At 62.7% G+C, this 25,903-nt stretch carries 20 protein-coding genes; 17 read left to right on the forward strand and 3 right to left on the reverse strand.

All coding sequences use genetic code 11. The features are described 5' to 3' along the window. The first annotated feature begins 128 nt into the window (after positions 1-128). From P0D89_RS05625 to P0D89_RS05645, 5 genes are all read left to right on the forward strand, one after another. A complete protein-coding gene (locus P0D89_RS05625; protein WP_408357053.1) occupies positions 129-1,370 on the forward strand; it encodes an MFS transporter in 1,242 nt (413 codons plus the stop codon). Positions 1,371-1,811: 441 nt separating this feature from the next. Continuing rightward, a complete protein-coding gene (gene carA, locus P0D89_RS05630) occupies positions 1,812-2,966 on the forward strand; it encodes a glutamine-hydrolyzing carbamoyl-phosphate synthase small subunit (RefSeq protein WP_408357051.1) in 1,155 nt (384 codons plus the stop codon). A gap of 208 nt (positions 2,967-3,174) precedes the next feature. Next, a complete protein-coding gene (gene carB / locus P0D89_RS05635) occupies positions 3,175-6,429 on the forward strand; it encodes a carbamoyl-phosphate synthase large subunit (protein ID WP_408357049.1) in 3,255 nt (1,084 codons plus the stop codon). Between the two features lie 154 nt (positions 6,430-6,583). Then, on the forward strand, positions 6,584-7,060 hold the full coding sequence (gene greA / locus P0D89_RS05640; RefSeq protein WP_408226359.1) for a transcription elongation factor GreA: 477 nt from the start codon (positions 6,584-6,586) through the stop codon (positions 7,058-7,060). A gap of 19 nt (positions 7,061-7,079) precedes the next feature. Further along, entirely contained in the window at positions 7,080-7,589 is a 510-nt protein-coding gene (locus tag P0D89_RS05645; RefSeq protein WP_408357046.1) for a DUF4149 domain-containing protein, read from the forward strand. Between the two features lie 149 nt (positions 7,590-7,738). Here the strand turns inward: P0D89_RS05645 and P0D89_RS05650 are convergent, their stop codons facing one another. Beyond that, positions 7,739-8,266, reverse strand: a complete 528-nt coding sequence (locus P0D89_RS05650) for a YhbY family RNA-binding protein (protein ID WP_408357044.1) — start codon at positions 8,264-8,266, stop codon at positions 7,739-7,741. 191 nt (positions 8,267-8,457) lie between these two features. On the opposite strand from P0D89_RS05650, the gene P0D89_RS05655 reads away from it, so the two are divergent. The 11 genes from P0D89_RS05655 (at position 8,458) to phoR (ending at position 20,801) form a co-directional block, all read left to right on the forward strand. Beyond that, on the forward strand, positions 8,458-9,120 hold the full coding sequence (locus tag P0D89_RS05655) for an RlmE family RNA methyltransferase (RefSeq protein ID WP_408357279.1): 663 nt from the start codon (positions 8,458-8,460) through the stop codon (positions 9,118-9,120). Between the two features lie 189 nt (positions 9,121-9,309). After that, positions 9,310-11,199 (forward strand): ATP-dependent zinc metalloprotease FtsH, encoded by a 1,890-nt coding sequence (gene ftsH, locus P0D89_RS05660; RefSeq protein WP_168662533.1) that lies wholly within the window; start codon positions 9,310-9,312, stop codon positions 11,197-11,199. 124 nt (positions 11,200-11,323) lie between these two features. Further along, complete coding sequence (gene folP / locus P0D89_RS05665) at positions 11,324-12,181, forward strand: dihydropteroate synthase (RefSeq protein ID WP_408357277.1); 858 nt, start codon at positions 11,324-11,326, stop codon at positions 12,179-12,181. Between the two features lie 27 nt (positions 12,182-12,208). Continuing rightward, positions 12,209-13,567, forward strand: coding sequence for a phosphoglucosamine mutase (gene glmM, locus P0D89_RS05670; RefSeq protein ID WP_408357042.1), 1,359 nt, complete (start codon positions 12,209-12,211; stop codon positions 13,565-13,567). 405 nt (positions 13,568-13,972) lie between these two features. Beyond that, positions 13,973-15,004, forward strand: coding sequence for a phosphate ABC transporter substrate-binding protein PstS (gene pstS / locus P0D89_RS05675; RefSeq protein ID WP_408357040.1), 1,032 nt, complete (start codon positions 13,973-13,975; stop codon positions 15,002-15,004). A 150-nt stretch (positions 15,005-15,154) separates the two neighbouring features. After that, positions 15,155-16,156, forward strand: a complete 1,002-nt coding sequence (pstC, locus tag P0D89_RS05680) for a phosphate ABC transporter permease PstC (RefSeq protein WP_408357038.1) — start codon at positions 15,155-15,157, stop codon at positions 16,154-16,156. After that, positions 16,153-17,049, forward strand: coding sequence for a phosphate ABC transporter permease PstA (pstA, locus tag P0D89_RS05685; protein WP_408357036.1), 897 nt, complete (start codon positions 16,153-16,155; stop codon positions 17,047-17,049). The genes pstC and pstA overlap by 4 nt, the downstream gene beginning before the upstream one ends. Before the next feature lie 17 nt (positions 17,050-17,066). Then, complete coding sequence (pstB, locus tag P0D89_RS05690; protein ID WP_408357034.1) at positions 17,067-17,915, forward strand: phosphate ABC transporter ATP-binding protein PstB; 849 nt, start codon at positions 17,067-17,069, stop codon at positions 17,913-17,915. A 28-nt stretch (positions 17,916-17,943) separates the two neighbouring features. Then, entirely contained in the window at positions 17,944-18,648 is a 705-nt protein-coding gene (gene phoU, locus P0D89_RS05695; protein ID WP_408357032.1) for a phosphate signaling complex protein PhoU, read from the forward strand. Positions 18,649-18,674: 26 nt separating this feature from the next. After that, positions 18,675-19,376 (forward strand): phosphate regulon transcriptional regulator PhoB, encoded by a 702-nt coding sequence (phoB, locus tag P0D89_RS05700; protein ID WP_028199153.1) that lies wholly within the window; start codon positions 18,675-18,677, stop codon positions 19,374-19,376. Positions 19,377-19,487: 111 nt separating this feature from the next. Continuing rightward, positions 19,488-20,801, forward strand: coding sequence for a phosphate regulon sensor histidine kinase PhoR (gene phoR / locus P0D89_RS05705; RefSeq protein ID WP_408357030.1), 1,314 nt, complete (start codon positions 19,488-19,490; stop codon positions 20,799-20,801). 108 nt (positions 20,802-20,909) lie between these two features. On the opposite strand, the gene ppk1 is transcribed toward phoR, so the two are convergent. After that, positions 20,910-22,973, reverse strand: a complete 2,064-nt coding sequence (gene ppk1, locus P0D89_RS05710; RefSeq protein ID WP_408357028.1) for a polyphosphate kinase 1 — start codon at positions 22,971-22,973, stop codon at positions 20,910-20,912. Between the two features lie 202 nt (positions 22,974-23,175). Between ppk1 and ppx the strand changes: the two genes are divergently transcribed. Continuing rightward, positions 23,176-24,801, forward strand: a complete 1,626-nt coding sequence (gene ppx / locus P0D89_RS05715; protein ID WP_408357026.1) for an exopolyphosphatase — start codon at positions 23,176-23,178, stop codon at positions 24,799-24,801. Positions 24,802-24,894: 93 nt separating this feature from the next. On the opposite strand, the gene P0D89_RS05720 is transcribed toward ppx, so the two are convergent. Beyond that, complete coding sequence (locus tag P0D89_RS05720) at positions 24,895-25,707, reverse strand: GNAT family N-acetyltransferase (RefSeq protein ID WP_408357024.1); 813 nt, start codon at positions 25,705-25,707, stop codon at positions 24,895-24,897. Positions 25,708-25,903: the final 196 nt, after the last annotated feature.

Raw genomic sequence — 25,903 nt, forward strand, 5'->3', positions numbered from 1 at the left:
ACCGTGTTTTTTTCAACGCCGTCACCTGTGGTGACGGCGTTTTTCATGTGCGGACCGTTTCGGGCGACACGGGCGCATTTCCTTTATCTTCTGTGCTTTGGCCGCGTCGGCCTTCCCACGCAAAACTTATGTCGTCGACCCAACTGCGCGTCTTTCTGCTGTTTTCCGCGGGCTATTTCGTTTCCTACGTGTTTCGCGGCGTCAACCTTGGCTTCGCGCCGTTCATCACACACGATCTCGGCTTGTCGGCCACCGATCTGGGCCTGCTGACCAGCCTGTATTTCCTCGGTTTCGCGGGCGCGCAGATTCCGGCTGGCGTGTTGCTCGATCACTTCGGCGCGCGGCGCGTAACGGCCGCGACGTTGTTGTTCGCAGCGCTGGGCATCTGGGTGTTTGGCGTCGCGCAGAGCCTCGGTGTGATGATGGTCGGGCGCCTGCTGATCGGGGTCGGCGTGTCGGTGTGCCTGGGCGCTGCATTCAAGGCGTTGGCGCAGCATTTCGCGAACGCGCGCCTGCCGTTGATGAACGGGCTCGTGATGGCGATCGGCGGGTTCGGCGGCGTGATGGTCGGCTCGCCGCTCACGTGGGTGCTGGGTTTCGCCAGCTGGCGCGCGGTCTGCGTCGGGCTGGGTCTGCTGACCGTGCTGGTAGCGCTCGCGCAGTGGACTCTCGCGCCCGACACGAAGGAAACTCGCCACCAGGCGAGCCTCGGCGCCCAATTCAAGGGCACTTTGCATATTCTGCGCAGCGCGGCGTTCTGGAAAATCGCGTCGTTCTCAGTCGTGACGCAAGGTGTTTTCTACGCGATGCAGTCGCTGTGGGTCGGCGCGTGGTTGCGCGACGTGCAGGGTTTCGAGCCGCGCGAGGCTGCCGCGCTGGTGTCCATTCTCGGCTTCGCAATGATGGCCGGCTGCGTCGGTTTCGGCGCGGCGGCGCGCAGTCTGGAGCGGCGCGGCATCTCGCTGTATGCGTTTTGCGGCATCGGCATGGCGCTGTATGTTTTGACCCAGTTGCTGATCATGTTCAGGGCGCCGCTGCCCGCGGGGTTGCTGTGGGCAGCATATGGGATTTTCGGTGGGACCGGCATTCTCAGTTACGCGGTGATGGCCCGGCATTTCCCGGCGCAGATGATCGGCCGGGTCAACACCACGCTGACGCTGATCATTTTCCTGCTGATATTCGGCTTCCAGATTGGCGTCGGCGCGGTGTTGTCGCACTGGCCCGCGAACGGCGGGCATTATCCGCAGGCCGCGCATCTGAGCGCGTGGGGAATTCTGGTGACGCTGCAGGTGTTGAGCGCGATCTGGTACATGCTGCCTGGCCGCAAGACGGCTCGCGCGGCCGAAGTGCGCGCCGAGCAGGAGGCCTGAGCCAGCCGCGCGCGGCACCCCGCATGCCGCCGCCGATTTGCCTGTGCGATGCCGGTTCGCGTCGCGCAAATTTTTGTTTGCCGGCTCCCGAGCCAGAAACAGCATGGCTTTGGCTGCGGCGCCGGCGCGCTTTCCCGGGGCCGCTTGCCATCTCGGATTTGGAGGGAAGGGCGGTTTCAGGCTATAATTCCAAGGTTTGAGCTTATCAACCCGCACCCTAGCGCCTACCTCTCCCATACCGTTCATCCGCCGCGCGCCGTTGGCGTAGCAAGAAGGGCCCGCACCCAGCCGATCCGTCCACGCAATGGACCCATCGCGCCCCTTGCAATGTCAACAGCAGGTCGCGAGTGAGTCTGCGCGCGCATCCCGTCGATGTGTCTCGCTGCGGCTCGCAGTCGGATAGGCTGGTCGGCAACAGGGTGTTCCCCCAAGGAGTCTCCCGTGTTGCCGTCATTTTCTCCCGCTCTGCTCGCGCTCGCCGACGGCACGGTCTTTCGTGGTTACTCGATCGGCGCCCCCGGGCATACCATCGGCGAAGTCGTGTTCAACACCGCTATCACCGGCTATCAGGAAATCCTGACTGACCCGAGCTACGCGCGTCAGATCGTGACCCTCACGTATCCGCATATCGGCAACGTCGGCGTGAACGCCGAAGACGTCGAAGCCACGAAAGTCCATGCCGCCGGTCTGATCATTCGCGATCTGCCGGTTCTCGCGTCGAACTTCCGCATGGAGCGCACGCTCCCGCAATACCTGCAGGACGAAGGCGTGGTCGCCATCGCCGGCCTCGATACCCGCAAGCTGACCCGCGTGCTGCGCGACAGGGGCGCGCAGAACGGCGCGATCCTGGCGGGCTCGGACGACGAAGCGAAGGCCATCGAACTCGCCCGCTCGTTCCCGGGCCTCTCGGGCATGGACCTCGCGAAGGTCGTGTCGACGAAGGAAACCTACGAGTGGACCCAGACCGAATGGCGTCTGGGCACCGGCTACGGCAACCAGAATGCGCCGAAGTACCGCGTGGTGGCGTTCGACTATGGCGTGAAGTACAACATCCTGCGCATGCTGGCCGAGCGCGGCTGCCACGTCACCGTGCTGCCGGCGCAGGCCAGCGCGGCCGACGCGCTGGCGCTCAACCCGGACGGCGTCTTCCTGTCGAACGGCCCCGGCGATCCGGAACCGTGCGACTACGCGATTGCGGCGACTAAAGAACTGATCGAGCGCGGCATCCCGACCTTCGGCATCTGCCTCGGCCACCAGATCATGGGCCTCGCGGTTGGCGCCAAGACCATGAAGATGAAGACGGGCCACCACGGAGCGAACCATCCGGTGAAAGATCTGGATGACGGCCGCGTGGTGATCACGTCGCAGAATCACGGCTTTGCGGTCGACGCCGACACGTTGCCCGCTAACGCCCGCGCCACCCACGTTTCGCTGTTCGACGGCACGCTGCAAGGCTTCGCGCTGACCGACAAGCCGGCGTTCTGCTTCCAGGGCCACCCGGAAGCGTCGCCTGGTCCGCACGACATCGCCTATCTGTTCGACCGCTTCACCGCGTTGATGGACGCGCAGAAGAGCGGCAAGAGCGCAGCGGCGTAAGGCTGGCACAGCGGCTCGGCGCCGCGGGCCTGCTCTCAAAGAGCGGTCCGGCGGCGCGCGACTCGCCACGCGACTGGCGCGCCCAGCGTGCTGGGGGCACTGGGCGCACAAAGGCGAGCCGCACGGAACCGGGCAAAGCAAAGCGCGCGCAACGCAGCAACGACGCGCGCCGACGGAAAGAATTCAGGAATACATTAGCGAGAGCGTTATGCCCAAGCGGACAGACATCAAGAGCATCCTCATCATCGGCGCGGGTCCGATCATCATCGGCCAGGCGTGCGAGTTCGATTACTCGGGCGCACAGGCATGCAAGGCGTTGCGTGAGGAAGGCTACAAGGTCATTCTCGTCAACAGCAATCCGGCGACGATCATGACCGACCCGAACACGGCCGACGTGACCTACATCGAGCCGATCACGTGGGAAGTAGTTGAGCGCATCATCGCGAAGGAGCGCCCGGACGCGATCCTGCCGACCATGGGTGGCCAGACCGCGCTGAACTGCGCGCTCGACCTGCACGCGCACGGCGTGCTGGAAAAGTACAAGGTCGAGCTGATCGGTGCGTCGCCGGAAGCGATCGACAAGGCGGAAGACCGCCAGAAGTTCAAGGACGCGATGACCAAGATCGGCCTCGGTTCCGCCAAGTCGGGCACCGCGCATTCGATGGAAGAAGCGTTGCAGGTGCAAGCTGATATCGCTGCGCAAACCGGCAGCGGTGGCTATCCGGTCGTGATCCGTCCGTCGTTCACGCTGGGCGGCTCGGGCGGCGGCATCGCGTACAACCGCGACGAATTCGAAGAGATCTGCAAGCGCGGCCTCGACCTGTCGCCCACGCGCGAGCTGCTGATCGAAGAATCGCTGCTCGGCTGGAAAGAGTACGAGATGGAAGTGGTCCGCGACACCAAGGACAACTGCATCATCGTCTGCTCGATCGAAAACCTGGACCCGATGGGCATCCATACCGGCGACTCGATCACCGTCGCGCCCGCGCAAACGCTGACCGACAAGGAATATCAGATCCTGCGTAACGCGTCGCTCGCGGTGTTGCGCGAGATCGGCGTCGACACCGGTGGCTCGAACGTGCAGTTTTCGATCAATCCGAAAGACGGCCGGATGATCGTGATCGAAATGAATCCGCGCGTGTCGCGCTCGTCGGCGCTCGCGTCGAAGGCGACGGGCTTCCCGATCGCCAAGGTCGCGGCCAAGCTGGCAGTCGGCTACACGCTCGACGAACTGAAGAACGAAATCACCGGCGGTCAGACCCCGGCATCGTTCGAACCGACGATCGACTACGTCGTCACCAAGATTCCGCGTTTCGCGTTCGAGAAATTCCGCGAAGCCGATTCGCGCCTGACCACGCAGATGAAGTCGGTCGGCGAAGTGATGGCGATCGGCCGCACCTTCCAGGAGTCGTTCCAGAAGGCGCTGCGTGGTCTGGAAGTCGGCGTCGACGGTCTGGACGAAAAGACCGATAACCGCGACGAGATCATCCGCGAGATCGGCGAAGCCGGTCCGGACCGCATCTGGTACGTCGGCGACGCGTTCCGCGTCGGCATGACGGCTGCGGAGATTTTTGAAGAGACCGCGATCGACCCGTGGTTCCTCGCGCAGATCGAACAGATCGTCCTGAAGGAAAAGGCGGTGGCCGGCCGTACGCTCGCGAGCCTCTCCAAGGAAGAACTGAAGTATCTGAAGCAGAGCGGCTTCTCGGATCGGCGTCTCGCCAAGCTGCTCGGCGCGAAGCCGGCGGAAGTGCGCCAGCGCCGTATCGAGTTGAACGTCCGCCCGGTGTACAAGCGCGTGGACACCTGCGCGGCCGAGTTCGCCACCAAAACCGCGTACATGTACTCCACGTACGAGGAAGAGTGCGAAGCGAACCCGACCAGCAACAAGAAGATCATGGTGCTGGGCGGCGGCCCGAACCGGATCGGCCAGGGTATCGAGTTCGACTACTGCTGCGTGCACGCCGCGCTCGCGATGCGCGAAGACGGCTACGAAACGATCATGGTCAACTGCAACCCTGAGACCGTTTCGACCGACTACGACACGTCCGATCGTCTGTATTTCGAATCGCTGACGCTCGAAGACGTGCTCGAAATCGTCGACAAGGAAAAGCCGGTCGGCGTGATCGTGCAATACGGCGGTCAGACGCCGTTGAAGCTCGCGCTCGATCTCGAAGCGAACGGGGTGCCGATCGTCGGCACGTCGCCGGACATGATCGACGCCGCCGAAGACCGCGAGCGTTTCCAGAAACTGCTGCAGGACCTCGGCCTGCGTCAGCCGCCGAACCGCACCGCGCGTGCCGAAGACGAAGCGCTCAAGCTCGCCGACGAAATCGGCTACCCGCTGGTGGTGCGTCCGTCGTACGTGCTGGGTGGCCGCGCGATGGAAATCGTTCACGAGCCGCGCGACCTCGAGCGTTATATGCGCGAGGCCGTGAAAGTGTCGAACGATTCGCCGGTGCTGCTCGACCGCTTCCTGAACGACGCGATCGAGTGCGACGTGGACTGCATCTCGGATGGCGAAGCCGTATTCATCGGCGGCGTGATGGAGCACATCGAACAGGCGGGCGTGCACTCGGGCGACTCGGCCTGCTCGCTGCCGCCGTACTCGCTATCGAAGGAAACCGTGGCCGAGCTCAAGCGCCAGACTGGCGCGATGGCGAAGGCGCTGAACGTGGTCGGTCTGATGAACGTGCAGTTCGCGATCCAACAGGTTCCGCAGGCGGATGGCTCGAAAGAAGACATCATCTACGTGCTCGAAGTGAATCCTCGCGCGTCGCGCACGGTGCCGTACGTGTCGAAGGCGACCAGCCTGCCGCTCGCGAAGATCGCGGCGCGCGCGATGGTCGGCCAGAAGCTCGCAGATCAAGGCGTGACCAGGGAAATCGACCCGCCGTACTTCAGCGTGAAGGAAGCGGTATTCCCGTTCGTCAAGTTCCCGGCAGTCGACCCGGTGCTCGGACCGGAAATGCGTTCGACCGGTGAAGTGATGGGCGTGGGCCAGACCTTTGGCGAGGCGCTTTTCAAGTCCCAGCTCGCGGCGGGTTCGCGTTTGCCGGAGTCGGGCACGGTGCTGTTGACCGTGATGGACGCCGACAAGCCGAAGGCCGTAGAAGTCGCGCGCATGTTGCACGAACTCGGTTATCCGATCGTCGCGACCAAGGGCACGGCTGCCGCGATCGAAGCGGCCGGCGTGCCGGTGAAGGTCGTCAACAAGGTGAAGGACGGCCGTCCGCACATCGTCGACATGATCAAGAACGGCGAGATCGCGCTGGTCTTTACGACCGTCGACGAAACGCGCGCCGCGATCGCCGATTCGCGTTCGATTCGCATGAGCGCGCAAGCGAACAAGGTCACGTACTACACGACGATGTCCGGCGCGCGGGCCGCGGTGGAAGGTTTGCGTTATCTCAAGAACCTGGAAGTCTATGATTTACAAGGGCTCCACGCTCGCCTAAACTAAGGCTTCGAATATCTGTCCAACATGTAAGTGCCGCGGTTAAGCGGCGTTCCGCAGGAGCTGGGGCCCGGGTTATGGCCCGTGGCGCTGGCTCCTGCGGGATGCACTTAACCGCGGTGATTTTTTTTACGGCCGTTTTTTGCCTCTAGAGTTGTTTATGAGCACTATTCCATTGACTAAGCGCGGCGCAGACATGTTGCGCGATGAATTGCAGCGTCTGAAATCGGTTGAACGTCCGGCGGTGATCAACTCGATCGCGGAAGCGCGTGCGCAGGGCGACCTGTCGGAAAACGCGGAATACGACGCAGCAAAGGAAAAACAGGGCTTTATCGAAGGCCGGATTGCCGAGATCGAATCGAAGCTGGCCGGAGCGCAGGTGATCGACCCGTCGAAGGTGGACGCAGACGGTCGCGTGGTGTTCGGCGCGACGCTGGAACTCGAAGACCTGGAGTCGGGTGCGTCGGTCAAATATCAGATCGTCGGCGACGACGAAGCGGACATCGACCACGGTCTGATCTCGATCAGCTCCCCGATCGCGCGCGCATTGATCGGCAAGTCGGAAGGCGACGTCGCGTCGGTGCAGGCGCCAGGCGGCGTGCGCGAGTACGAGATCATCGCGGTTAGCTACATCTGAGGGTGACACGGTGTCGCAAATGCCACATCGGGTATTCCGTCTTTTGACTGTCGTATGGGTCGGTAGTCTGCTGACTATCGGCTATGCCGTCGCGCCCGTGCTGTTCACATCGCTCGACCGGATGACGGCGGGTGCCGTCGCGGCGCAGCTGTTTCGGGTGCAGGGCATCCTGGGTGTGGTGTGCGGCGTTTTGCTGCTCGGTCTCGCGAACCTGCTGATTCGTCGCGGCAGCGAGGCGTATCGCCGTTTGCGCTGGCTGATAGCTGGCATGCTGGTGTGCGTGCTGGTGGGTTACTTCGCGCTGCAGCCGTTCATGAATGCGATGCGCATGGCCGCGCTCGAAGCGGGCAGCGATGTCGGGCATTCGGTCTATGCGACGCGCTTCGGCATCCTGCACGGCGTGTCGAGTCTGTTCTATCTGATCGAAAGCCTGTTGGGCCTGGGGCTCGTGTGGATGTTGCCTGCGGGGTCTGACGTCGCGGCGACGGAGCGGCGCGCTCGCGGTGCCGCGGGGAAGATGGCGGGCTGAAGCGAGGGATCGGGCGGCTTCTGTTTGCTTGTCCCGGTCTTTGCGCTTTCAGCGGAATTCTTTGAGCGCCGCTGCGGGCATTCAGTCTCCCGCTTCAAGCCGGCCGGTGCCAAGGTGCGGACTTCTTCGCCGCACGCCCCGCCACTTGCTTACTTCGACGATTGATGCGAGCGCTTCGCGCTGGTTTGGCGCTTCTTCGCGCGCTTGATGTTGCCGCCTTGTGTGACCCGTTCATTGCCGCGCACCACGACCGCTTTTGCCTTGGGCTTGCGCATCGGAATTTCGCTGGGTTTCACGACCTTGACGACGCGCGGTGCGCGGCCCTTGCCCGGTTTGACTTCAACGGCCGCTTCGCGGGCGCTCGGCAGTGCGCCACGCTTCGTTTTCACCGCGGGTTGAGCCGATTCCGGCTTCCAGATCACCAGCAGCTTGCCGATGTGCTGGATCGGCGCAGCATTCAGCGTGTCGCAGATCTGTTCGTAAATCGCGATGCGCTCTTCACGATCGTCGCCGAACACGCGAATCTTGATGAGCTGATGGGCGCCCAGGTGAACCTTGATCTCGGAGAGCACAGCGTCGGTCAAGCCTTCGGCGCCGACGAGCACGACCGGTTTGAGCGCATGTGCCTGGGAGCGCAACTCGGCGCGTTGGTCGGAAGAGACTTTGAGGGCTGGCATGGAAAGTGGGAGACTCGACTAAAATGGCGGCACCTGCGTTCCCGATCGATTTGCTCGATCGGTCGATTCAACAGGGCGGCGCGTCAGAAACAACAGAATCGCGGATGACCGTCAGTTTGGCGGTGGCCGCGCGAATTAACCGCGTATTATCCCCTAAAGCGCGACACCACGCAGCAAGAGTTCAATCTTTAATGGCAAAAAACAAGTTCAACACCGCGTGGCTGCATGACCACATCAACGACCCGTACGTGAAAATGGCGCAGCGGGAGGGCTATCGCGCCCGCGCGGCCTACAAGCTGAAGGAGATCGACGAGCAGGACAAGCTGATCCGTCCGGGGCAGGTCATCGTCGACCTCGGCTCCACGCCGGGCAGTTGGAGTCAGTACGCGCGGAACAAGCTCGCCAAGGGCTCGCAGCGCGACGCTGAGCGCGAAGGCGGGATCGACGGTACGATCATCGCGGTGGACCTCCTGCCGATGGAACCGGTGGCCGACGTCCATTTCATTCAAGGCGACTTCCGTGAGGATTCGGTTCTGGTCCAGCTCGAAGAATTGGTCGGAGAACGCCAGGTCGACCTTGTAATTTCGGATATGGCACCCAACCTGTCGGGAGTGGCGGTGGCGGATGCCGCGCGAATCGAGCATCTATGCGATCTCGCGCTGGAATTCTCGCAAAATCACCTGAGACCGGATGGTGCCCTTTTAGTCAAATGTTTCCACGGCAGCGGTTATAGCCAGATTGTCGAAAAGTTCAAGCGTCAGTTCAAGGTGGTAGCGGCCCGTAAGCCAAAGGCTTCGCGGGATAAATCGTCAGAAACGTTTATTTTGGGTAAGCATCTCAAGCGCCCCGCGTAGGGCCGCTGCAGGACGGTTCCGCATCTGCCGATAAAGTGCTCATGGCGCCGGAAATTGGCGCTTTAATGGCCGGCTACGCTATTTATGTGGTAGCGAAACGTTATGGCAGGGGTCTGCGGACTGGATTAGAATGCTTTCGTGGTGCCGCAAGGCAAATGTAGGCGCCCGTCTAAGTGAAGGAGTGGTGCTTTGAACAACAATATGTTTTCGAAGGCAGCAGTGTGGCTGGTTATCGCACTGGTGCTGTTTACGGTGTTCAAGCAGTTCGACAAGCCCCGTGTCCAGGAAGGCGTTTCCTATTCGCAGTTCATGGACGACGCGAAGGCCGGCAAAGTCAAGAACGTCATTGTCCAGGGGCGGAACCTCACGGTCACTCCAGCAGACGGCCAGAAATACCAGATCGTGTCGCCCGGCGACATCTGGATGGTCGGCGATCTGATGAAGTATGGCGTTCAGGTGAGCGGCAAGGCTGACGACGAACCCAATGCGCTGGTGTCCGCGCTGTACTACCTCGGGCCGACGATCCTGATCATCGGTTTCTGGTTCTACATGATGCGACAGATGCAGGGAGGGGGCAAAGGTGGAGCGTTCTCGTTCGGCAAATCGCGCGCGCGCCTGATCGACGAGAACAACAACGCGATCAATTTCACCGACGTCGCCGGTTGCGACGAAGCGAAGGAAGAAGTGTCCGAACTGGTCGACTTCCTGCGCGATCCGCAGAAATTCCAGAAGCTGGGTGGCCGGATTCCGCGCGGCGTGTTGCTGGTCGGGCCGCCGGGAACCGGTAAGACGCTGTTGGCGCGCGCTATCGCCGGTGAAGCGAAAGTGCCGTTCTTCAGCATCTCGGGTTCGGACTTCGTCGAAATGTTCGTTGGTGTCGGCGCGGCTCGCGTGCGCGATATGTTCGAGCAGGCCAAGAAGCACGCGCCGTGCATCGTGTTCATCGACGAAATCGACGCAGTGGGCCGTCATCGCGGCGCCGGTATGGGCGGCGGCAACGACGAACGCGAGCAGACGCTGAATCAGATGCTGGTCGAGATGGACGGCTTCGAGGCGAACTCCGGTGTGATCGTGATCGCTGCAACGAACCGTTCGGACGTGCTCGACAAGGCGTTGCTGCGCCCGGGCCGCTTCGATCGCCAGGTGTACGTCGGTCTGCCGGACATCCGGGGCCGCGAGCACATCATGAAGGTCCACCTGCGCAAGGTACCGATCTCGAACGATGTCGACGCGGCGGTCATCGCGCGCGGCACCCCGGGCTTCTCGGGCGCCGATCTCGCGAACCTGGTCAACGAAGCTGCGTTGTTCGCGGCTCGCCGCGGCAAGCGCATCGTCGAAATGACGGACTTCGAAGACGCGAAGGACAAGATCTTCATGGGTCCGGAGCGCAAGTCGGCTGTGATTCGCGAGGAGTCGAAGCGCGCCACGGCGTATCACGAGTCGGGCCATGCGGTGATCGCGAAGCTGCTGCCGAAGGCCGATCCGGTGCACAAGGTCACGATCATTCCGCGCGGCCGTGCGCTGGGCGTCACGTGGCAATTGCCGGAGCACGACAACGAAACGTATTCGAAGGACTACCTGCTGGATCGTCTCGCGATCCTGTTCGGTGGCCGGGTCGCGGAAGAGTTATTCCTGAACCTGATCAGCACGGGTGCGTCGGACGACTTCAACAAGGCGACGCAAACGGCTCGCGCGATGGTGGCTCGCTTCGGCATGACGGACGCGCTTGGGCCGATGGTCTACGTCGACGATGAAAACGACGCAACGCCGTTTGGCCGTGGGTTCACACGCACCATTTCGGAAGCGACGCAGCAGAAGGTCGACGCGGAAATCCGCCGCGTGCTGGACGAGCAGTACAACCTCGCGAAGCGTCTGCTTGACGAAAACCGCGATAAGGTCGAGGCGATGACCGCCGCACTGATGGAGTGGGAAACGATCGACGCCGATCAGATCAACGACATCATGGCTGGCCGTCCGCCGCGTTCGCCGAAGAGTTCGCCGCCGTCGGCAAGCGACGCCTCCTCGGGCGGTAGCCCGGGCACCGAGGTCAAGCCTGGCAGCGCGACTGCGCCGGCCTGATAGGCGAGCAGCAGAAAGTGCGGGCCGGTGTGCTTCACACCGGCCCGTTTGCATTTTTCCGTCTTATGTGAAGCATCATTACGTGTCGAAAGCCACTCTCTCTTCTCTTCCGATCCCCGCGCCGATGCAATGCGGCCGTTTCAAGCTGACCTTTGAACGCCCATTGGTCATGGGTATCCTGAACATTACGCCTGATTCGTTTTCCGATGGCGGCAAATACGCGACGCGCGAGGATGCGCTGCGCGAGGCCGAGCGCATGATCGCCGACGGTGCGGACATCATCGACATCGGCGGCGAATCGACCCGCCCGGGGGCGCCGCCGGTGCCGCTCGACGAAGAACTGGAGCGCGTGATTCCACTTATCGAGCAACTGCGTGGGATGAACGTGCCGTTGTCGGTGGATACGTATAAGCCGGAGGTGATGCGTCACGCATTGCGTGCGGGCGCCGATCTGATCAACGACATCTGGGGCTTCCGGATGCCTGGCGCGATCGACGCGGTCCGCGATAGCGCATGCGGTTTGTGTGTGATGCATATGCTGGGCGAGCCGCAGACGATGCAGCTCGGCGAGCCGGCCTATGAAGATGTGGTGAGCGAAGTTCGCCATTTCCTCGAAGAGCGGGTGGCCACACTGCAGCAAGCTGGTATTGCGCGCGAGCGCATCAGCGTCGACCCGGGTTTCGGCTTCGGAAAAGCAGTGGTGGAGCACAACTACGCGTTGCTTGCGCATTTGCCGGAAACCGCGCCGCAGGCCGTGCCGCCGTACCCGATTCTCGCGGGCATGTCGCGTAAGTCGATGGTCGGCGCGGTGGTCGGGCGTCCACCGGCGGAGCGCGTCGCCGGCAGCATCGCCGCCGCTGTGTGTGCAGCCGAACGGGGCGCGGCGATTCTGCGCGTGCATGATGTCGCGCAAACGGTAGACTCGTTGAAAGTATGGGCAACTATGCGCGACGCGGCGAATCACGGCCGCGCGCGCAATTGATCCCAAAGCAAGGGAGATAGGTAAAACATGGCACGTCGTTACTTCGGAACGGACGGGATTCGGGGCAAGGTCGGTGAAGGGCCCATTACGCCGGAGTTTGTGCTGCGGCTGGGTTATGCGGCCGGCAAGGTACTCGCGGGTGCGGATCGCCGGACCAGATCGAGCGCCCGGCCCACGGTGCTGATCGGGAAAGACACACGGGTGTCGGGCTACATGCTCGAAGCCGCGCTCGAGTCGGGCTTTTCGGCGGCCGGCGTCGACGTGATGCTGGCCGGCCCGATGCCGACTCCCGGCATCGCCTACCTGACGCGCGCGCTGCGGCTCGCCGCGGGCGTGGTCATCAGCGCATCGCATAACCCGTACTACGACAACGGCATCAAATTCTTCTCCGCCGACGGCAACAAGCTGCCCGACGAGGTCGAAGCGCAGATCGAACAGCAGCTCGATCTGCCGCTCGCCTGCGCGGCATCCGAGCAGCTCGGCAAGGCGCGGCGCCTCGACGATGCGGCCGGCCGTTATATCGAGTTCTGCAAGAGCACGTTCCCGGTTGCGTTCGACCTGCGCGGGATGAAGCTGGTGGTCGATTGCGCGCATGGCGCCGCGTACGACATCGCGCCGCACGTGTTCCACGAACTTGGCGCCGAGGTAATCCCGATCGGCGTCGCGCCGAACGGCTTCAATATCAACGACGGTGTGGGCGCCACCGCGCCCGACGCGCTGGTGCGCGCGGTGTGCGCGAATCACGCGGATCTCGGCATTGCGCTCGATGGCGACGCCGACCGTCTGCAGGTGGTCGACGCGGCCGGCCGTCTGTACAACGGCGACGAGCTGCTGTACGTGCTAGTGAAGGACCGCATCGCGACGGCGGGCAAGGTGGACGGCGCGGTCGGCACCTTGATGACCAATATGGCGGTTGAGGTCGCGCTGCAGGAGGCGGGCGTGAAGTTCGTCCGCGCGGCGGTGGGCGACCGCTATGTGCTCGAGCAGTTGCGCGAACACGGCTGGCAACTCGGGGCGGAAGGGTCCGGCCATATTCTCTCCCTCGACCGCCATTCGACCGGCGACGGCATCGTCTCCGCGCTGCTGGTGCTGGCGGCGATGCAGCGCAGCGGCAAATCGCTCGCCGAGCTGCTCGACGGCGTCACGCTGTTCCCGCAGAAGCTGATCAACGTACGGATGAAGCCGGATGCGGACTGGAAGGGCAGCGACACGATTCGTCGCGCGATCGGCAAGGCGGAGGATGCGTTGAATGGCCGCGGCCGCGTGCTGATCCGCGCATCCGGCACAGAGCCTGTGTTGCGCGTGATGGTCGAGGCGGAGAATGTCGACGACGCGGTTCATTATTCGGAAGCGATTGCCGACGCGGTGAAGCAGGCCACGGCGTAAGGCGCGCTTTTTTCACGTTTTTTTTACGCAGCGGCGGGACGACAGGGTGTCATCCCGCCGCATGCATGTTTGCCCTCGCTCCGAACCGGTGCGGCGCGCCAATTCCGCCAGCCCCGGCTGTCTTTTTCACGCCGCATTCCATCCCCGCGCCTTTGCGCACCCTTAGTGGACGTGCGTCGCGCGCGTCCACACGCAAACGTTCGCGCCCCATCTTTTTCGCCTAGTCTCAAGAACGTAGTGGCCAACGTCGCCAGACAGTCAATTCATCCGTCCCGCCGACCCTTTCAGCCGGTAATCTTACTGTCACATCTGTTTCATGAACAGTCACGTTTTTGTCACAAAGAGACCCTAAGCTTCGCGGTGTTCGTGTTAATCCGCTCACACCGCTCACACCTTGGAGGTCTCATGAAATTGATGCAAACCGTGTTCGCTGGCGTCGCTGGCGCGCTTTTCGCAATCGCAGCGCAAGCAGCAGACATCACCGGCGCGGGCAGCACCTTCGCAGCACCGATCTACACGAAATGGGCCGACGCCTATCAGAAGTCCGGCGGCGGCAAGGTGAATTACCAGGGTATCGGTTCGTCGGGTGGTGTGAAGCAGATCGTCGCGAAGACGGTCGATTTCGCCGGCTCGGACGCTCCGCTCAAGGACGACGAACTCGCCAAGGACGGCCTGTTCCAGTTCCCGACGGTGGTCGGCGGCGTGGTGCCGGTCGTCAACGTGCCGGGCGTGAAGCCGGCTGAACTGACGCTGTCGGGCGAAGTGCTCGGCGACATCTACCTGGGCAAGATCAAGAAGTGGAATGACCCGGCAATCGTCGCGCTGAACCCGAAGGTCAAGTTGCCGGATACCGACATCGCCGTGGTGCGCCGCGCCGATGGTTCGGGCACCAGCTTCATCTGGACGAACTACCTGTCGAAGGTCAACGCTGACTGGAAGTCGAAGGTCGGTGAAGGCGCAACGGTCAGCTGGCCGACCGGCACCGGCGGCAAGGGCAACGACGGCGTCGCGGCGTTCGTGCAACGTCTGCCGGGCGCGATCGGCTACGTGGAATGGGCGTATGCGAAGCAGAACCACATGACGTATGTCGCGCTGAAGAACTCGTCGGGCGCAGTGGTCGAGCCGAAGACGGACACCTTCAAGGCAGCGGCAGCGGGTGCGGACTGGTCGAAGTCGTTCTACCAGATCCTGACGAACGAGCCGGGCAAGAACGCATGGCCGATCGTCGGCGCAACCTTCGTGCTGCTGCACACGGCGCAGGACAAGCCGGTGCAAGGCACGGAAACGCTGAAGTTCTTCGACTGGGCGTTCAAGAACGGCACGCAAGCCGCGAACGATCTGGACTACATCTCGCTGCCGGATTCGGTCGTGGCGGAGATCCGCACGCAGTGGAAGCAGAAGGTGAAGGACGCTGCGGGCAAGTCGATCGCCGACTAAGCTTTGCGGTAAGCAACAGCATCGCGTAACACGTTGGCCGTCCTCGTCTGAGGACGGCCAATGGCATTAACCCCGGGGCATTCACCCCGAGCATTACCGGCCGTGCGGCACATGTCATACGGCAACTGGAAACAGGTCCATCAGGCTCTCATGTCCGATATCCATCTAGCGTCCGGCGCAAGCAGGGCCACCCCGCCCGGCAGCACGTCGCAGCAGAAGGCGCCCAGCCGCGCCGGCGACGTGATCTTCGGCGGACTGGCGCGCCTCTCCGCCATCGTCACACTGCTTCTGCTCGGCGGCATCATCGTTTCGCTGATCATCGCTTCCATGCCGTCGATCAGGCAGTTCGGTCTGAGCTTCCTGTGGACGGCCGAGTGGGATCCACCCAGCAAGCAATTCGGCGCACTGGTGCCGATCTACGGCACGGTCGCCACGTCGATCATTGCTCTGCTCATCGCGGTGCCGGTCAGCTTCGGCATCGCGCTTTTCCTCACCGAACTCGCGCCCGCGTGGCTGCGCCGCCCGCTCGGCATCGCGATCGAACTGCTCGCAGCGATCCCGTCGATCGTGTACGGCATGTGGGGTCTGCTGGTGTTCGCGCCGATCTTCGCGACGTGGTTCCAGAAACCGCTCGGCGCGGTGCTCGGCGGCATTCCGTTTGTCGGCGCGCTGTTCCGCGGCCCGCCGATCGGCATCGGCATTCTGTGCGCGGGTGTGATTCTCGCGATCATGATCATCCCGTACATCGCGTCGGTAATGCGCGACGTGTTCGAAGTCACGCCGGTGCTGCTGAAGGAATCGGCGTACGGCATCGGCTGCACGACGTGGGAAGTGATGTGGAGGATCGTGCTGCCCTTCACCAAGAGCGGCGTGATCGGCGGCGTGATGCTCGGACTCGGCCGCGCGCTCGGCGAGACGATGGCGGTCACGTTCGTGATCGGCAACACCAATCTGCTCGACAATATCTCGCTGTTCTCGCCGGGCAATAGCATCACGTCGGCGCTCGCCAACGAATTCGCGGAAGCCGACCCCGGCCTGCACACATCGGCGTTGATGGAACTGGGTCTGATTCTGTTCGTGATTACTTTCATCGTGCTGGCGATTTCGAAAATGATGCTGCTGCGCCTCGAAAAAGGGGAGGGCGCGAAATGAGCCAGTCCACTTTGAACATGCCGGGTTCGCACGACCCAGCCGCGCTCGAAGCGATGCGCGTGCGTCTGCAAGGCCGCCGCCGCATGACCAACGCGATCGCGCTGACGGCGTCGCTCGTCGCGATGGCCTTCGGTCTGCTGTGGCTCATATGGATTCTCTATACGACGCTGCGTCTGGGCATCGGCGGCTTGTCCATCGAGCTGTTCACGCAATCGACGCCGCCGCCGAACACCGATGGCGGCGGTCTCGCCAACGCAATCGTCGGCAGCGTGCTGCTGGTCGGCCTCGCTACTTTCGTCGGCACGCCGATCGGCATTCTGGCGGGCGTGTACCTCGCCGAATACGGCCAGAAAGGCTGGCTTGCCAACCTGACGCGCTTCATCAACGACATCCTGTTGTCGGCGCCGTCGATCGTGATCGGTCTGTTCGTGTATGCGCTGGTGGTCGCGAAGATGGGCCACTTCAGCGGCTGGGCAGGCGTGTTCGCGCTCGCGCTGCTACAGATTCCGATCGTGATCCGCACCACCGAAAACATGCTGAAGCTGGTGCCCAACGCGCTGCGTGAAGCGGCCTTCGCGCTCGGCACGCCGAAGTGGAAGATGGTGCTGTCGATCACGCTGAAGGCGTCGATTGCTGGCATCGTCACCGGCGTGCTGCTCGGGGTCGCGCGGATCGCCGGTGAAACCGCGCCGCTGCTGTTCACGGCGCTGTCGAACCAGTTCTTCTCGGTGAACATGGGCCAGCCGGTCGCGAACCTGCCGGTCACCATCTACAAGTTTGCGTTGAGTCCGTTCGCGCAATGGCAATCGCTTGCGTGGGCCGGCGTCTTCCTGATCACGCTCGCGGTGCTGGGACTGAACATCCTCGCGCGCACGATCTTCTCGAACAAGTAAGGGCGGAGTGTAATCCGATGAATATGGCAGAAACTCAACTCAATCCGACCGCGCGTGCCACCGCGCCCGCCAGCCCCGATCCCGTTCAGCGCGGCGAGGCGTCATCGCCGTCGCGTCCGAAGATCGAGGTCAACGACCTGAACTTCTTCTACGGCAAGTATCACGCGCTGAAGAACATCAACCTGCAGATTCCAGAAGGCAAGGTGACCGCGTTCATCGGCCCCTCGGGCTGCGGCAAGTCCACCTTGCTGCGCACCTTCAACAAGATGTACGCGCTCTATCCGGAACAGCGCGCCGAAGGCGAGATCCTGATGGACGGCGAAAACCTGCTGACTTCCAAGCGCGATATCTCGCTGCTGCGCGCGCGGATCGGCATGGTGTTCCAGAAGCCGACGCCGTTTCCGATGTCGATCTACGACAACATCGCTTTCGGCGTGAAGATGTTCGAAACGCTGCCGCGCTCGGAGATGGACGACCGCGTCGAATGGGCGCTCACCAAGGCCGCGCTGTGGAACGAAGTGAAGGACAAGCTCGGCCAGAGCGGCTACGGTTTGTCCGGTGGCCAGCAGCAGCGTCTGTGCATCGCGCGCGGCATCGCGATCCGTCCGGAAGTGCTGCTGCTCGACGAGCCGTGCTCGGCGCTGGACCCGATTTCGACGGGCCGCATCGAAGAGCTGATCGCCGAATTGAAGAGCGATTACACGGTGGTGATCGTCACGCACAACATGCAACAGGCGGCCCGCTGTTCGGACTACACTGCCTATATGTATCTCGGCGAGTTGATCGAATTCGGCGATACCGAAAAGATCTTCATCAAGCCGGTCCGCAAGGAAACCGAGGACTACATCACTGGCCGTTTCGGCTGATCCGCCGAACAAAACAACGGAGTACGACATGTCCGATAAACATCTGTCCAGCCAGTTCGACGCCGACCTGAATCTGGTTTCGTCGAAGGTGCTCGAAATGGGCGGCCTCGTCGAGTCGCAGATCGTCAACGCGATGCAGGCGCTCAACGAGTTCGACCTCGACATGGCCGAGCAGGTGATCGCCGCCGAAGATCGCCTGAACAAGATGGAAGTCGACATCGACGAGGAGTGCAGCAACATCATCGCGCGCCGTCAGCCGGCCGCGCGCGATTTGCGCCTGTTGATCGCGATCTCGAAGACCATCACCAATCTCGAACGCGCCGGCGACGAAGCGGAAAAAATCGCCAAGCGCACCAAGCGTCTGATGGAAGACGGCGCGTCGCGCACCATCAATATCGCCGAGATCAAGCTGTCGGGCGAAATGGCGGTGTCGATCCTGCGCCGCGCGCTGGACGCGTTTGCGCGCCTCGATACGGTCGCCGCCGCGCAGATCGTGCGCGACGACAAGGCGATCGACGAGGAATTCCGCGCGTTCGTGCGCAAGCTGATTTCGTATATGACCGAAGATCCGCGCTCGATTTCGGTGGGCCTCGATTTTCTGTTCATCGCAAAGGCGATCGAACGGATCGGCGACCACGCGAAAAACATCGCCGAGTTCATCATTTACATCGTGAAGGGCACCGACGTGCGGCACAAGTCGCGCGACGCGCTCGAACGCGAAGCGCTCAGTTAATCCAGATATAAGGACCAGAGGTGCCGATGCCTAGTAGCATTCTCGTCATTGAAGATGAGCCCGCAATTTCCGAATTGATCTCGGTCAATCTTCAACACGCCGGACACTGCCCGATTCGCGCGTACAACGCGGAGCAGGCGCAGAACCTGATCAGCGACGTACTGCCCGACCTCGTCCTGCTCGACTGGATGTTGCCGGGAAAATCGGGCATCGCGTTCGCGCGTGATCTGCGCAACAACGAGCGCACCAAGCACATTCCGATCATCATGCTGACCGCCCGCGGCGATGAGCAGGACAAGGTGCTCGGCCTCGAGATCGGCGCGGATGATTACGTCACCAAGCCGTTTTCGCCGAAAGAACTGATGGCGCGCATCAAGGCGGTGTTGCGCCGCCGCGCGCCGCAGTTAACCGAAGACCTGGTCGCGATCAACGGCCTCAAGCTCGACCCGGCGACGCATCGTGTGGCCGCGCATGCCGAAGGCAGCGAGATCAAGCTCGATCTCGGCCCGACCGAATTCCGTCTGCTGCACTTCTTCATGACGCACCCGGAGCGCGTGCATAGCCGCACGCAACTGCTCGACCAGGTGTGGGGCGATCACGTGTTCGTCGAAGAACGCACGGTGGATGTGCACATCAAGCGTCTGCGCGCCGCGCTCAAGCCGGCCGGGTGCGATGCTATGATTGAGACGGTACGCGGCAGCGGCTACCGGCTTGCGAAGAGCGCCTGATATCTGACGGCGGCGCTCGCGCCGCAACCGGTTCACGCGCGTCATATTCGCAACGCCAGGCGCCCGCCGTTTCGCGTGCGGCGCATGTCTTTTCTCTTCGATCGCTAGACCATGAACATCATCTGGGCGCGCTCCATCGTGTCGGTCGTGCTGCTCGCTGTTCTGTGCGTGGTGGTCGGCGCACTCGTGAACGTGAAGGCAGGACTCGTTCTGGCGATTGTCATGCTGCTCGCGCAGAGCTTCTTCGGCACGTTTCACAAACAGCGCCTTTGGCGTTTGCTCGACGCGCCGGTGTACGGCGAAGTGCCGAGCGCGCCAGGCATCTGGGGCGAAATCTACTACCGTCTGCACAAGCTCGCGAAGCGCTGGCATGCCCAGGTGCGCCAGGTCGAGCAGCAGCACTCGCGTTTCATCCAGGCGATCCAGGCGTCGCCGAACGGCGTCGCGATGCTCGACGATCACGATCAGATCGAGTGGTGCAACGCTATTTCGGAGAGCCACTTCGGCCTCGATGCGAAGCGCGATCTGCGCCAGCACATCACGCATCTGGTGCGTCACCCCGACTTCGTCCGCTACCTGAACTCGAACCGGTACGAGGAAATGCTGATCATGCGCGGCATGGGCGAGAAGCGCCAGAACGTGCTGTCGGTGCAGGTGTTTCCTTATGGCGAGAATCGCAAGCTGGTGTTGTCGCAAGACATTACCGAACTGGAGCGGACCGACGCGATGCGGCGCGACTTCGTCGCCAACGTGTCGCATGAATTGAAGACGCCGCTCACCGTGCTCTCGGGTTTTCTGGAGACGATGCGCGAGTTGCCGCTGGGCGAGGCCGAGCGCGCGCGCTATCTCGAACTGATGGAGCAGCAGGCGTCGCGCATGCGCCATATCGTCAACGATCTGCTGGTGCTCGCGAAGCTCGAGGGCGACAACAAGCCGCCGAGCGATCAGATGATCGACATGCGCGCGGTGTTGCGACATCTGCACGACGACGCGCAGAGCCTGTCGAGCCACCATCACAAGATCGTGTTCGATGCCGATGAAGGGCTGACGGTGACCGGCGTCGAAACCGAAATTCTTAGCGCGCTCGGCAATCTCGTGACGAACGCGATTCGCTACACGCCGGACGGCGGCGCCATCAAGGTAAGTTGGCACGCGCAAGGCGCGCACGCGGTGTTCTCCGTCACGGATAGCGGCCTCGGCATTCCCGCTGCGGACATTCCGCGGCTGACCGAGCGCTTCTATCGTGTCGATCGCAGCCGTTCACGCGACACCGGCGGCACGGGGCTCGGTCTCGCGATCGTCAAGCACGTGCTGCAGCGGCACGAAGCGCAGCTCGACGTGAAGAGCGAGGAGGGGCGGGGCAGCACGTTCACGGTGCGTTTCCCGGTGTATCGCACGGCGCGCCGGCAACCGGCGCCGGTTTGACGAAAGTTTGATAGAAGCGTCGGCATGAAAATGAAAAAAACCGCCTGAAAAAGGCGGTTTTTTTATATGCATTCGGAAGGCTCGCTAATATGGCGAGCCTCGCCAGCTTTACGGACAGAACTTCCCAAGCAAGCTCATCTGCGCATTGCGCGACGACTTGCCCGGCCGCCGCCGGCGATAGTGGCCGTCGCTTTGCATCAGCCACGCCGACTGATTGTCGCCGAGAAACGCCGATAGCCCCTCGGCGATCACGCGCCGCTTCAGGCGCCGGTTGTTGATCGGGAACGCGACTTCCACGCGCCGGAAGAAGTTGCGGTCCATCCAGTCGGCGCTCGACAGATAGACCTGTTCCTTGCCGCCGTCGTAGAAGTAGAAGATGCGATGGTGTTCGAGAAAGCGCCCGACGATCGAGCGCACCGTGATGTTCTCCGACAGTCCCGGCACGCCCGGCTGCAGCGAACACACGCCACGCACGATCAGATCGATCTTGACGCCCGCCTGCGCTGCTTCGTACAACTCGGCAATTACCGTGGGTTCGAGCAGCGCATTCATCTTCGCGACGATGCGCGCCTTCTTCCCGGCACGCGCGTGCTCGGCTTCGGCGCGAATTGCGTCGACCAGTTTCGGGTGCAGTGTGAACGGCGACTGCCAGAACTCGTGCAAACGCAATTCGCCGCCGATGCCTGTCAGTTGCTGGAACACGTGATGCACGTCTTCGCAGATTCTCTGGTCGGCGGTCATCAGGCCGAAGTCGGTATAAAGGCGCGCGGTGCGCGGATGATAGTTGCCGGTGCCGAGATGCACGTAGCGCTTGAGCGTCGTCTTGCCGCCTTGCGACACGCGCCGCACGATCAGCATCATCTTCGCGTGGCACTTGTGGCCCACCACGCCGTACACGACGTGCGCGCCGACCGCTTCGAGTTGCGAGGCCCAATTGATGTTGGTTTCCTCGTCGAAGCGCGCGAGCAGCTCGACCACCACCGTGACTTCCTTGCCGTTGCGCGCGGCCTGCATCAGCGCGTCCATCAGCGGCGAGTCGGTGCCGGTGCGGTAGATGGTCTGCTTGATCGCCATCACGTTCGGATCTTTGGCCGCCTGCAACAGCAGTTCCAGCACCGGCTGAAAGCTCTCGTACGGATGATGCAGCAGGACGTCGCCCTGATCGATCACGTCGAACATGCTGGCGCTGTTGGCGATCTGCGACGGGGTCGCGGGAATGTGCGGCACGAACTTCAGATCGGGCCGGTCCACCATCTCCGGCAACTGCATCAGCCGCACCAGATTCACGGGGCCGTTCGCGTAATAGCAGTCCTTGTCGGACAGGCTGCTTTCGTCGAGCAGACGCCGCACGACATGCGCCGGCGTTTCCGCCGACACTTCGAGCCGCACCGCATTGCCCAGATGCCGTGCCGGCAATTCGCCCTGCAACGCGACGCGCAGATTGGTGATTTCGTCCTCGTCGACGAACAGTTCGCTATTGCGCGTGATACGAAACTGATTGCAGCTGCGCACCACCAGGTTAGGAAACAGCTCGCCGACAAAGCGTTGCAGAAGCGAGCTGAGCAACACGAAGCCATGCGGATAGCCCGACAGGTCCTGCGGCATGCGCACGAGCCGCGGCAGCGCACGCGGCGCCTGCACGATGCCCATCATCGCCTGGCGGCCGAACGCGTCCTTGCCTTCCAGTTCGACGACGAAGTTCAGGCTCTTGTTGAGCACGCGCGGAAACGGATGCGCGGGATCGAGGCCGATCGGCGTGAGCACCGGCAGCAGTTCGTCGAAGAAGTAATTGCGCGCCCATTCGGTCTGCGCTTCGTTCCACGCTTCGGTGCCGTGAAAATAGATGCCTTCCGCTTCGAGAGCGGTCAGCACCGTGTCGTGCAGCATCGTGTACTGGCGATGCACGAGCTTCTGCGCGCGCTCGACCACGAGGTCGTACACGTGCTGCAGCGACATGCCGTCAGGCGACAGCGCGCCCGGGTTGTCGCGCATCTGTTCCTGCAGTCCGGCCATGCGGACTTCGAAGAATTCGTCGAGATTGCTGCTGGTGATGCAGATGAAGCGCAGGCGTTCGAGCAAAGGGACGGCGGGGTCGGCAGCTTGTGCCAGCACACGCTCGTTGAAACCCAGAATGCCCAGTTCGCGATTCAATAAGGGATAGCGGATGGACATCGGCAGTGAGAATGGTATGTCAGGAAGGGAGGCAGAAAGACGCTCGGAAATTCTCACAGTATGATGACGTTCTTATGACATTCTCAATGTTCTAAATTCTACGCCGTATTCGCCGCGTGTCGTCAATATGACGCAATGGATATGGGACCATAGCGCACCCCCATCGTTGCGAGGTGACATCGTGAGGCCCGGTACGCTTAGAATGGCGTCTTTGAACAGCGCGGCCGGTCACAAGGCACCCAGAGCAGCGGGCGGACCCGCGGCGCCTGCCACCGCTACCGCTGCCGCGCTCGCGCGCATGGAGTCCGCTTACCCGATGGTCAATACGCCCCAACTTCTCGCCGCCGTCGATCTCGGGTCGAACAGCTTCCGTCTGATCGTCGGCCGGGTGGAGGAAACCGACGCGGGCAGCCAGATCTACCAGGTCGACGCATTGCGCGAGCCGGTGCGTCTTGCTGCCGGTCTGTCGCGCGACAAGATGCTCGATCGCGCGTCGCAGGTGCGCGGGTGGGACGCGCTCAAGCGTTTCGGCGAACGGCTGCGCGACTTTCACCCCGATCACGTTCGTGCGGTCGCCACCAACACGTTGCGTATCGCCAAGAACGCCAGTGAATTTCTCGGCGAGGCGCAGGCTGCGCTCGGCTTCCCGATCGAAGTGATCGCGGGGCGCGAGGAAGCACGCCTGATCTATGCGGGCGCTGCACACTCCGTGCCGGCGAGCGCCGGCAAGCGGCTGGTGGTCGATATCGGCGGCGGCTCGACGGAATTCATCATTGGTTCGCACTACACGCCGATCAAGATGGAGAGTCTGTATATCGGCTGCGTGAGTCATAGCCGCACGTTTTTCCCCGCCGGCAACGTCGACGAATACACGATGCGCCAGGCTGAACTCGCCGCGGGCCGCGAAATCCAGATCATTTCCGCCGAGTACAAGAAGACCGGCTGGGAACAGGCGATCGGTTCGTCGGGCACCGCGCGCGCATTGGCCGAGCTGGTCGAGGCAAACAATTTCAACGATCCGGGCGTCACGCATGGCATTTCGCGCGGCGGTCTCGAACGGCTCAAGCGCGCGTTGATCAAGGCGGAGAATGTCAATCGGCTGAAACTGGTCGCGTTGAAGGCCGACCGCATTCCGGTGCTGGCCGGCGGGCTGTCGATCATGATCGCGGTGTTCGACGAACTCGGTGTCGACTACGTCGACACCACCGACGGCGCGCTGCGCCTCGGCGTGATGTACGACCTGCTCGGCCGTTCGCAGCACGAAGACATGCGCACGGTGACTGTCGAAGGCTTCATGCGCCGGTACGGCGTGGATCGCGCGCAGGCGGGACGGATCGGCGATCTGTCGGTGAGCTTCTACGACCAGTTCGCAGAGCCCGACGAAGAACGCCGTGTGGAAAACCGCATGTTCATCGGCTGGGCGGCGGCGCTGCATGAGATCGGGCTGTCGATTTCGCACAGCGCTTATCACAAGCACTCGGCCTACATCGCCAGCAACGCGGACATGCCGGGCTTTTCGCGCACCGACCAGGCGCGCCTCGCCGCGCTGGTGCTCGGTCATGCGGGCAAGCTCGGCAAGCTCTCGCAAACGCGCGAAGTGGAATGGCCGTTGCTGTTCTGTCTGCGGCTCGCGGCGCTGCTGTGCCGCCGCCGTGCGGATGTCGGCTTGCCGGGGATCACGGTCGCGCAGGCCAATGGCGGTTACGAGGTGCGCTTGCCGAACGAATGGGTGACCAAAAATCCGTTGACTGACTACAGCCTGATTCAGGAAGCGGCGGAATGGGAGAAAGTCGGCATTCCCTATCGTGTCGTTTATACGGACGATTGATGTGCGCCCCTTTTTGATGCACGCGTGAATGGATGAATGAAAATGCCCGGCGATTGCCGGGCTTTTCTTTTGCGTCCATCCCGCGATGTGCATTTAGCGCGGCAATGCATCGCCCAGAAAGTGGCGGGCATAGCGCGCATTGATGTCGGACAGACGGAACAGCGTCAGAAAGTCCGCGGTGTTGAAGTCGGGATCCCACGCCGGCGCGCCGCAAATCTTCGCGCCGAGGCGCAGATAACCCTTCACGAGCGGCGGCGGCGCGACGTCGGCGCCCGTCTGCAATTCATCGACCGGCAGCGGCGTGTGGGCGAACGCGCGATACTCCGGCGCCGTCAGCGCGCTCTCGCGCAGCGAGCAATACAGATTCGCCGCGTAGTGGCCGCCGTCGACCATCGCGACGCTCGCGCAGCCGAGCATCGTCTCGTAGCCGTTGTGCTTCATGTACGCGGCGAGCCCGGCCCACAGCGACATGATCACCGAGCCGCTGCGATAGTCCGGATGCACGCACGAGCGGCCCACTTCGACCATCTTGGCGCGCAGGTGCGTGAGACGCGACACGTCGAATTCGCTTTCCGCATACAGCCGGCCGATGCGCGCGGCCTGATGCGGCGGCAATGCGCGGTACGTGCCGACCACTTTCAGCGTGTCGAGATCGCGCACCAGCAGATGATCGCAGTAGGCATCGAACGCATCGACGTCGAGACCGGCGGGGCCCGTCAGACGCGCGCCCATTTCGTCGGCGAACACGCGGTAGCGCAGACGCTGCGCTTCGCGCAGTTCTTCGTCGGTGCGTGCCCATGTGACTTGCAGGCGATGCTGCGCGGTGACCGTTTCCTCGGCGCGCGGCAGACGACGCGTCTCGAAGATCGAAGCGAGGGGCAGGGTGGGCGTCGGCAGTTCTCGCATTGGGGGTCCTGGTCGAAAAAAGGGAGATTTCTTTTTTCGCCAATGTAGTAACGCCTGGTGACGCTCGCATGGCAAAGCCGTGACGATTGGATGACTGCCCGTAAGCCGCGTGCGCTCGGGTTGTAATGTGGGGCGGGGGCGGGGCCCCGGGCGGTTTAATAGGGGCCACCCGCGCGGGCGGATGTGTTTTTTGGGG

This window comes from Paraburkholderia sp. RL18-085-BIA-A, assembly GCF_046027075.1.
Taxonomy (GTDB): Bacteria; Pseudomonadota; Gammaproteobacteria; order Burkholderiales; family Burkholderiaceae; genus Paraburkholderia.

Bases quoted from the DNA above. Each gene is read 5' to 3' on its own strand.
- P0D89_RS05625 (WP_408357053.1), top strand. From the start codon at position 129: ATGTCGTCGACCCAACTGCGCGTCTTTCTGCTGTTTTCCGCGGGCTAT.
- carB (WP_408357049.1), top strand. From the start codon at position 3,175: ATGCCCAAGCGGACAGACATCAAGAGCATCCTCATCATCGGCGCGGGT.
- greA (WP_408226359.1), top strand. From the start codon at position 6,584: ATGAGCACTATTCCATTGACTAAGCGCGGCGCAGACATGTTGCGCGAT.
- P0D89_RS05645 (WP_408357046.1), top strand. From the start codon at position 7,080: ATGCCACATCGGGTATTCCGTCTTTTGACTGTCGTATGGGTCGGTAGT.
- P0D89_RS05650 (WP_408357044.1), bottom strand. From the start codon at position 8,266: ATGCCAGCCCTCAAAGTCTCTTCCGACCAACGCGCCGAGTTGCGCTCC.
- P0D89_RS05655 (WP_408357279.1), top strand. From the start codon at position 8,458: ATGGCAAAAAACAAGTTCAACACCGCGTGGCTGCATGACCACATCAAC.
- folP (WP_408357277.1), top strand. From the start codon at position 11,324: ATGCAATGCGGCCGTTTCAAGCTGACCTTTGAACGCCCATTGGTCATG.
- glmM (WP_408357042.1), top strand. From the start codon at position 12,209: ATGGCACGTCGTTACTTCGGAACGGACGGGATTCGGGGCAAGGTCGGT.
- pstS (WP_408357040.1), top strand. From the start codon at position 13,973: ATGAAATTGATGCAAACCGTGTTCGCTGGCGTCGCTGGCGCGCTTTTC.
- pstC (WP_408357038.1), top strand. From the start codon at position 15,155: ATGTCCGATATCCATCTAGCGTCCGGCGCAAGCAGGGCCACCCCGCCC.
- pstA (WP_408357036.1), top strand. From the start codon at position 16,153: ATGAGCCAGTCCACTTTGAACATGCCGGGTTCGCACGACCCAGCCGCG.
- pstB (WP_408357034.1), top strand. From the start codon at position 17,067: ATGAATATGGCAGAAACTCAACTCAATCCGACCGCGCGTGCCACCGCG.
- phoU (WP_408357032.1), top strand. From the start codon at position 17,944: ATGTCCGATAAACATCTGTCCAGCCAGTTCGACGCCGACCTGAATCTG.
- phoB (WP_028199153.1), top strand. From the start codon at position 18,675: ATGCCTAGTAGCATTCTCGTCATTGAAGATGAGCCCGCAATTTCCGAA.
- phoR (WP_408357030.1), top strand. From the start codon at position 19,488: ATGAACATCATCTGGGCGCGCTCCATCGTGTCGGTCGTGCTGCTCGCT.
- ppk1 (WP_408357028.1), bottom strand. From the start codon at position 22,973: ATGTCCATCCGCTATCCCTTATTGAATCGCGAACTGGGCATTCTGGGT.
- ppx (WP_408357026.1), top strand. From the start codon at position 23,176: ATGGCGTCTTTGAACAGCGCGGCCGGTCACAAGGCACCCAGAGCAGCG.
- P0D89_RS05720 (WP_408357024.1), bottom strand. From the start codon at position 25,707: ATGCGAGAACTGCCGACGCCCACCCTGCCCCTCGCTTCGATCTTCGAG.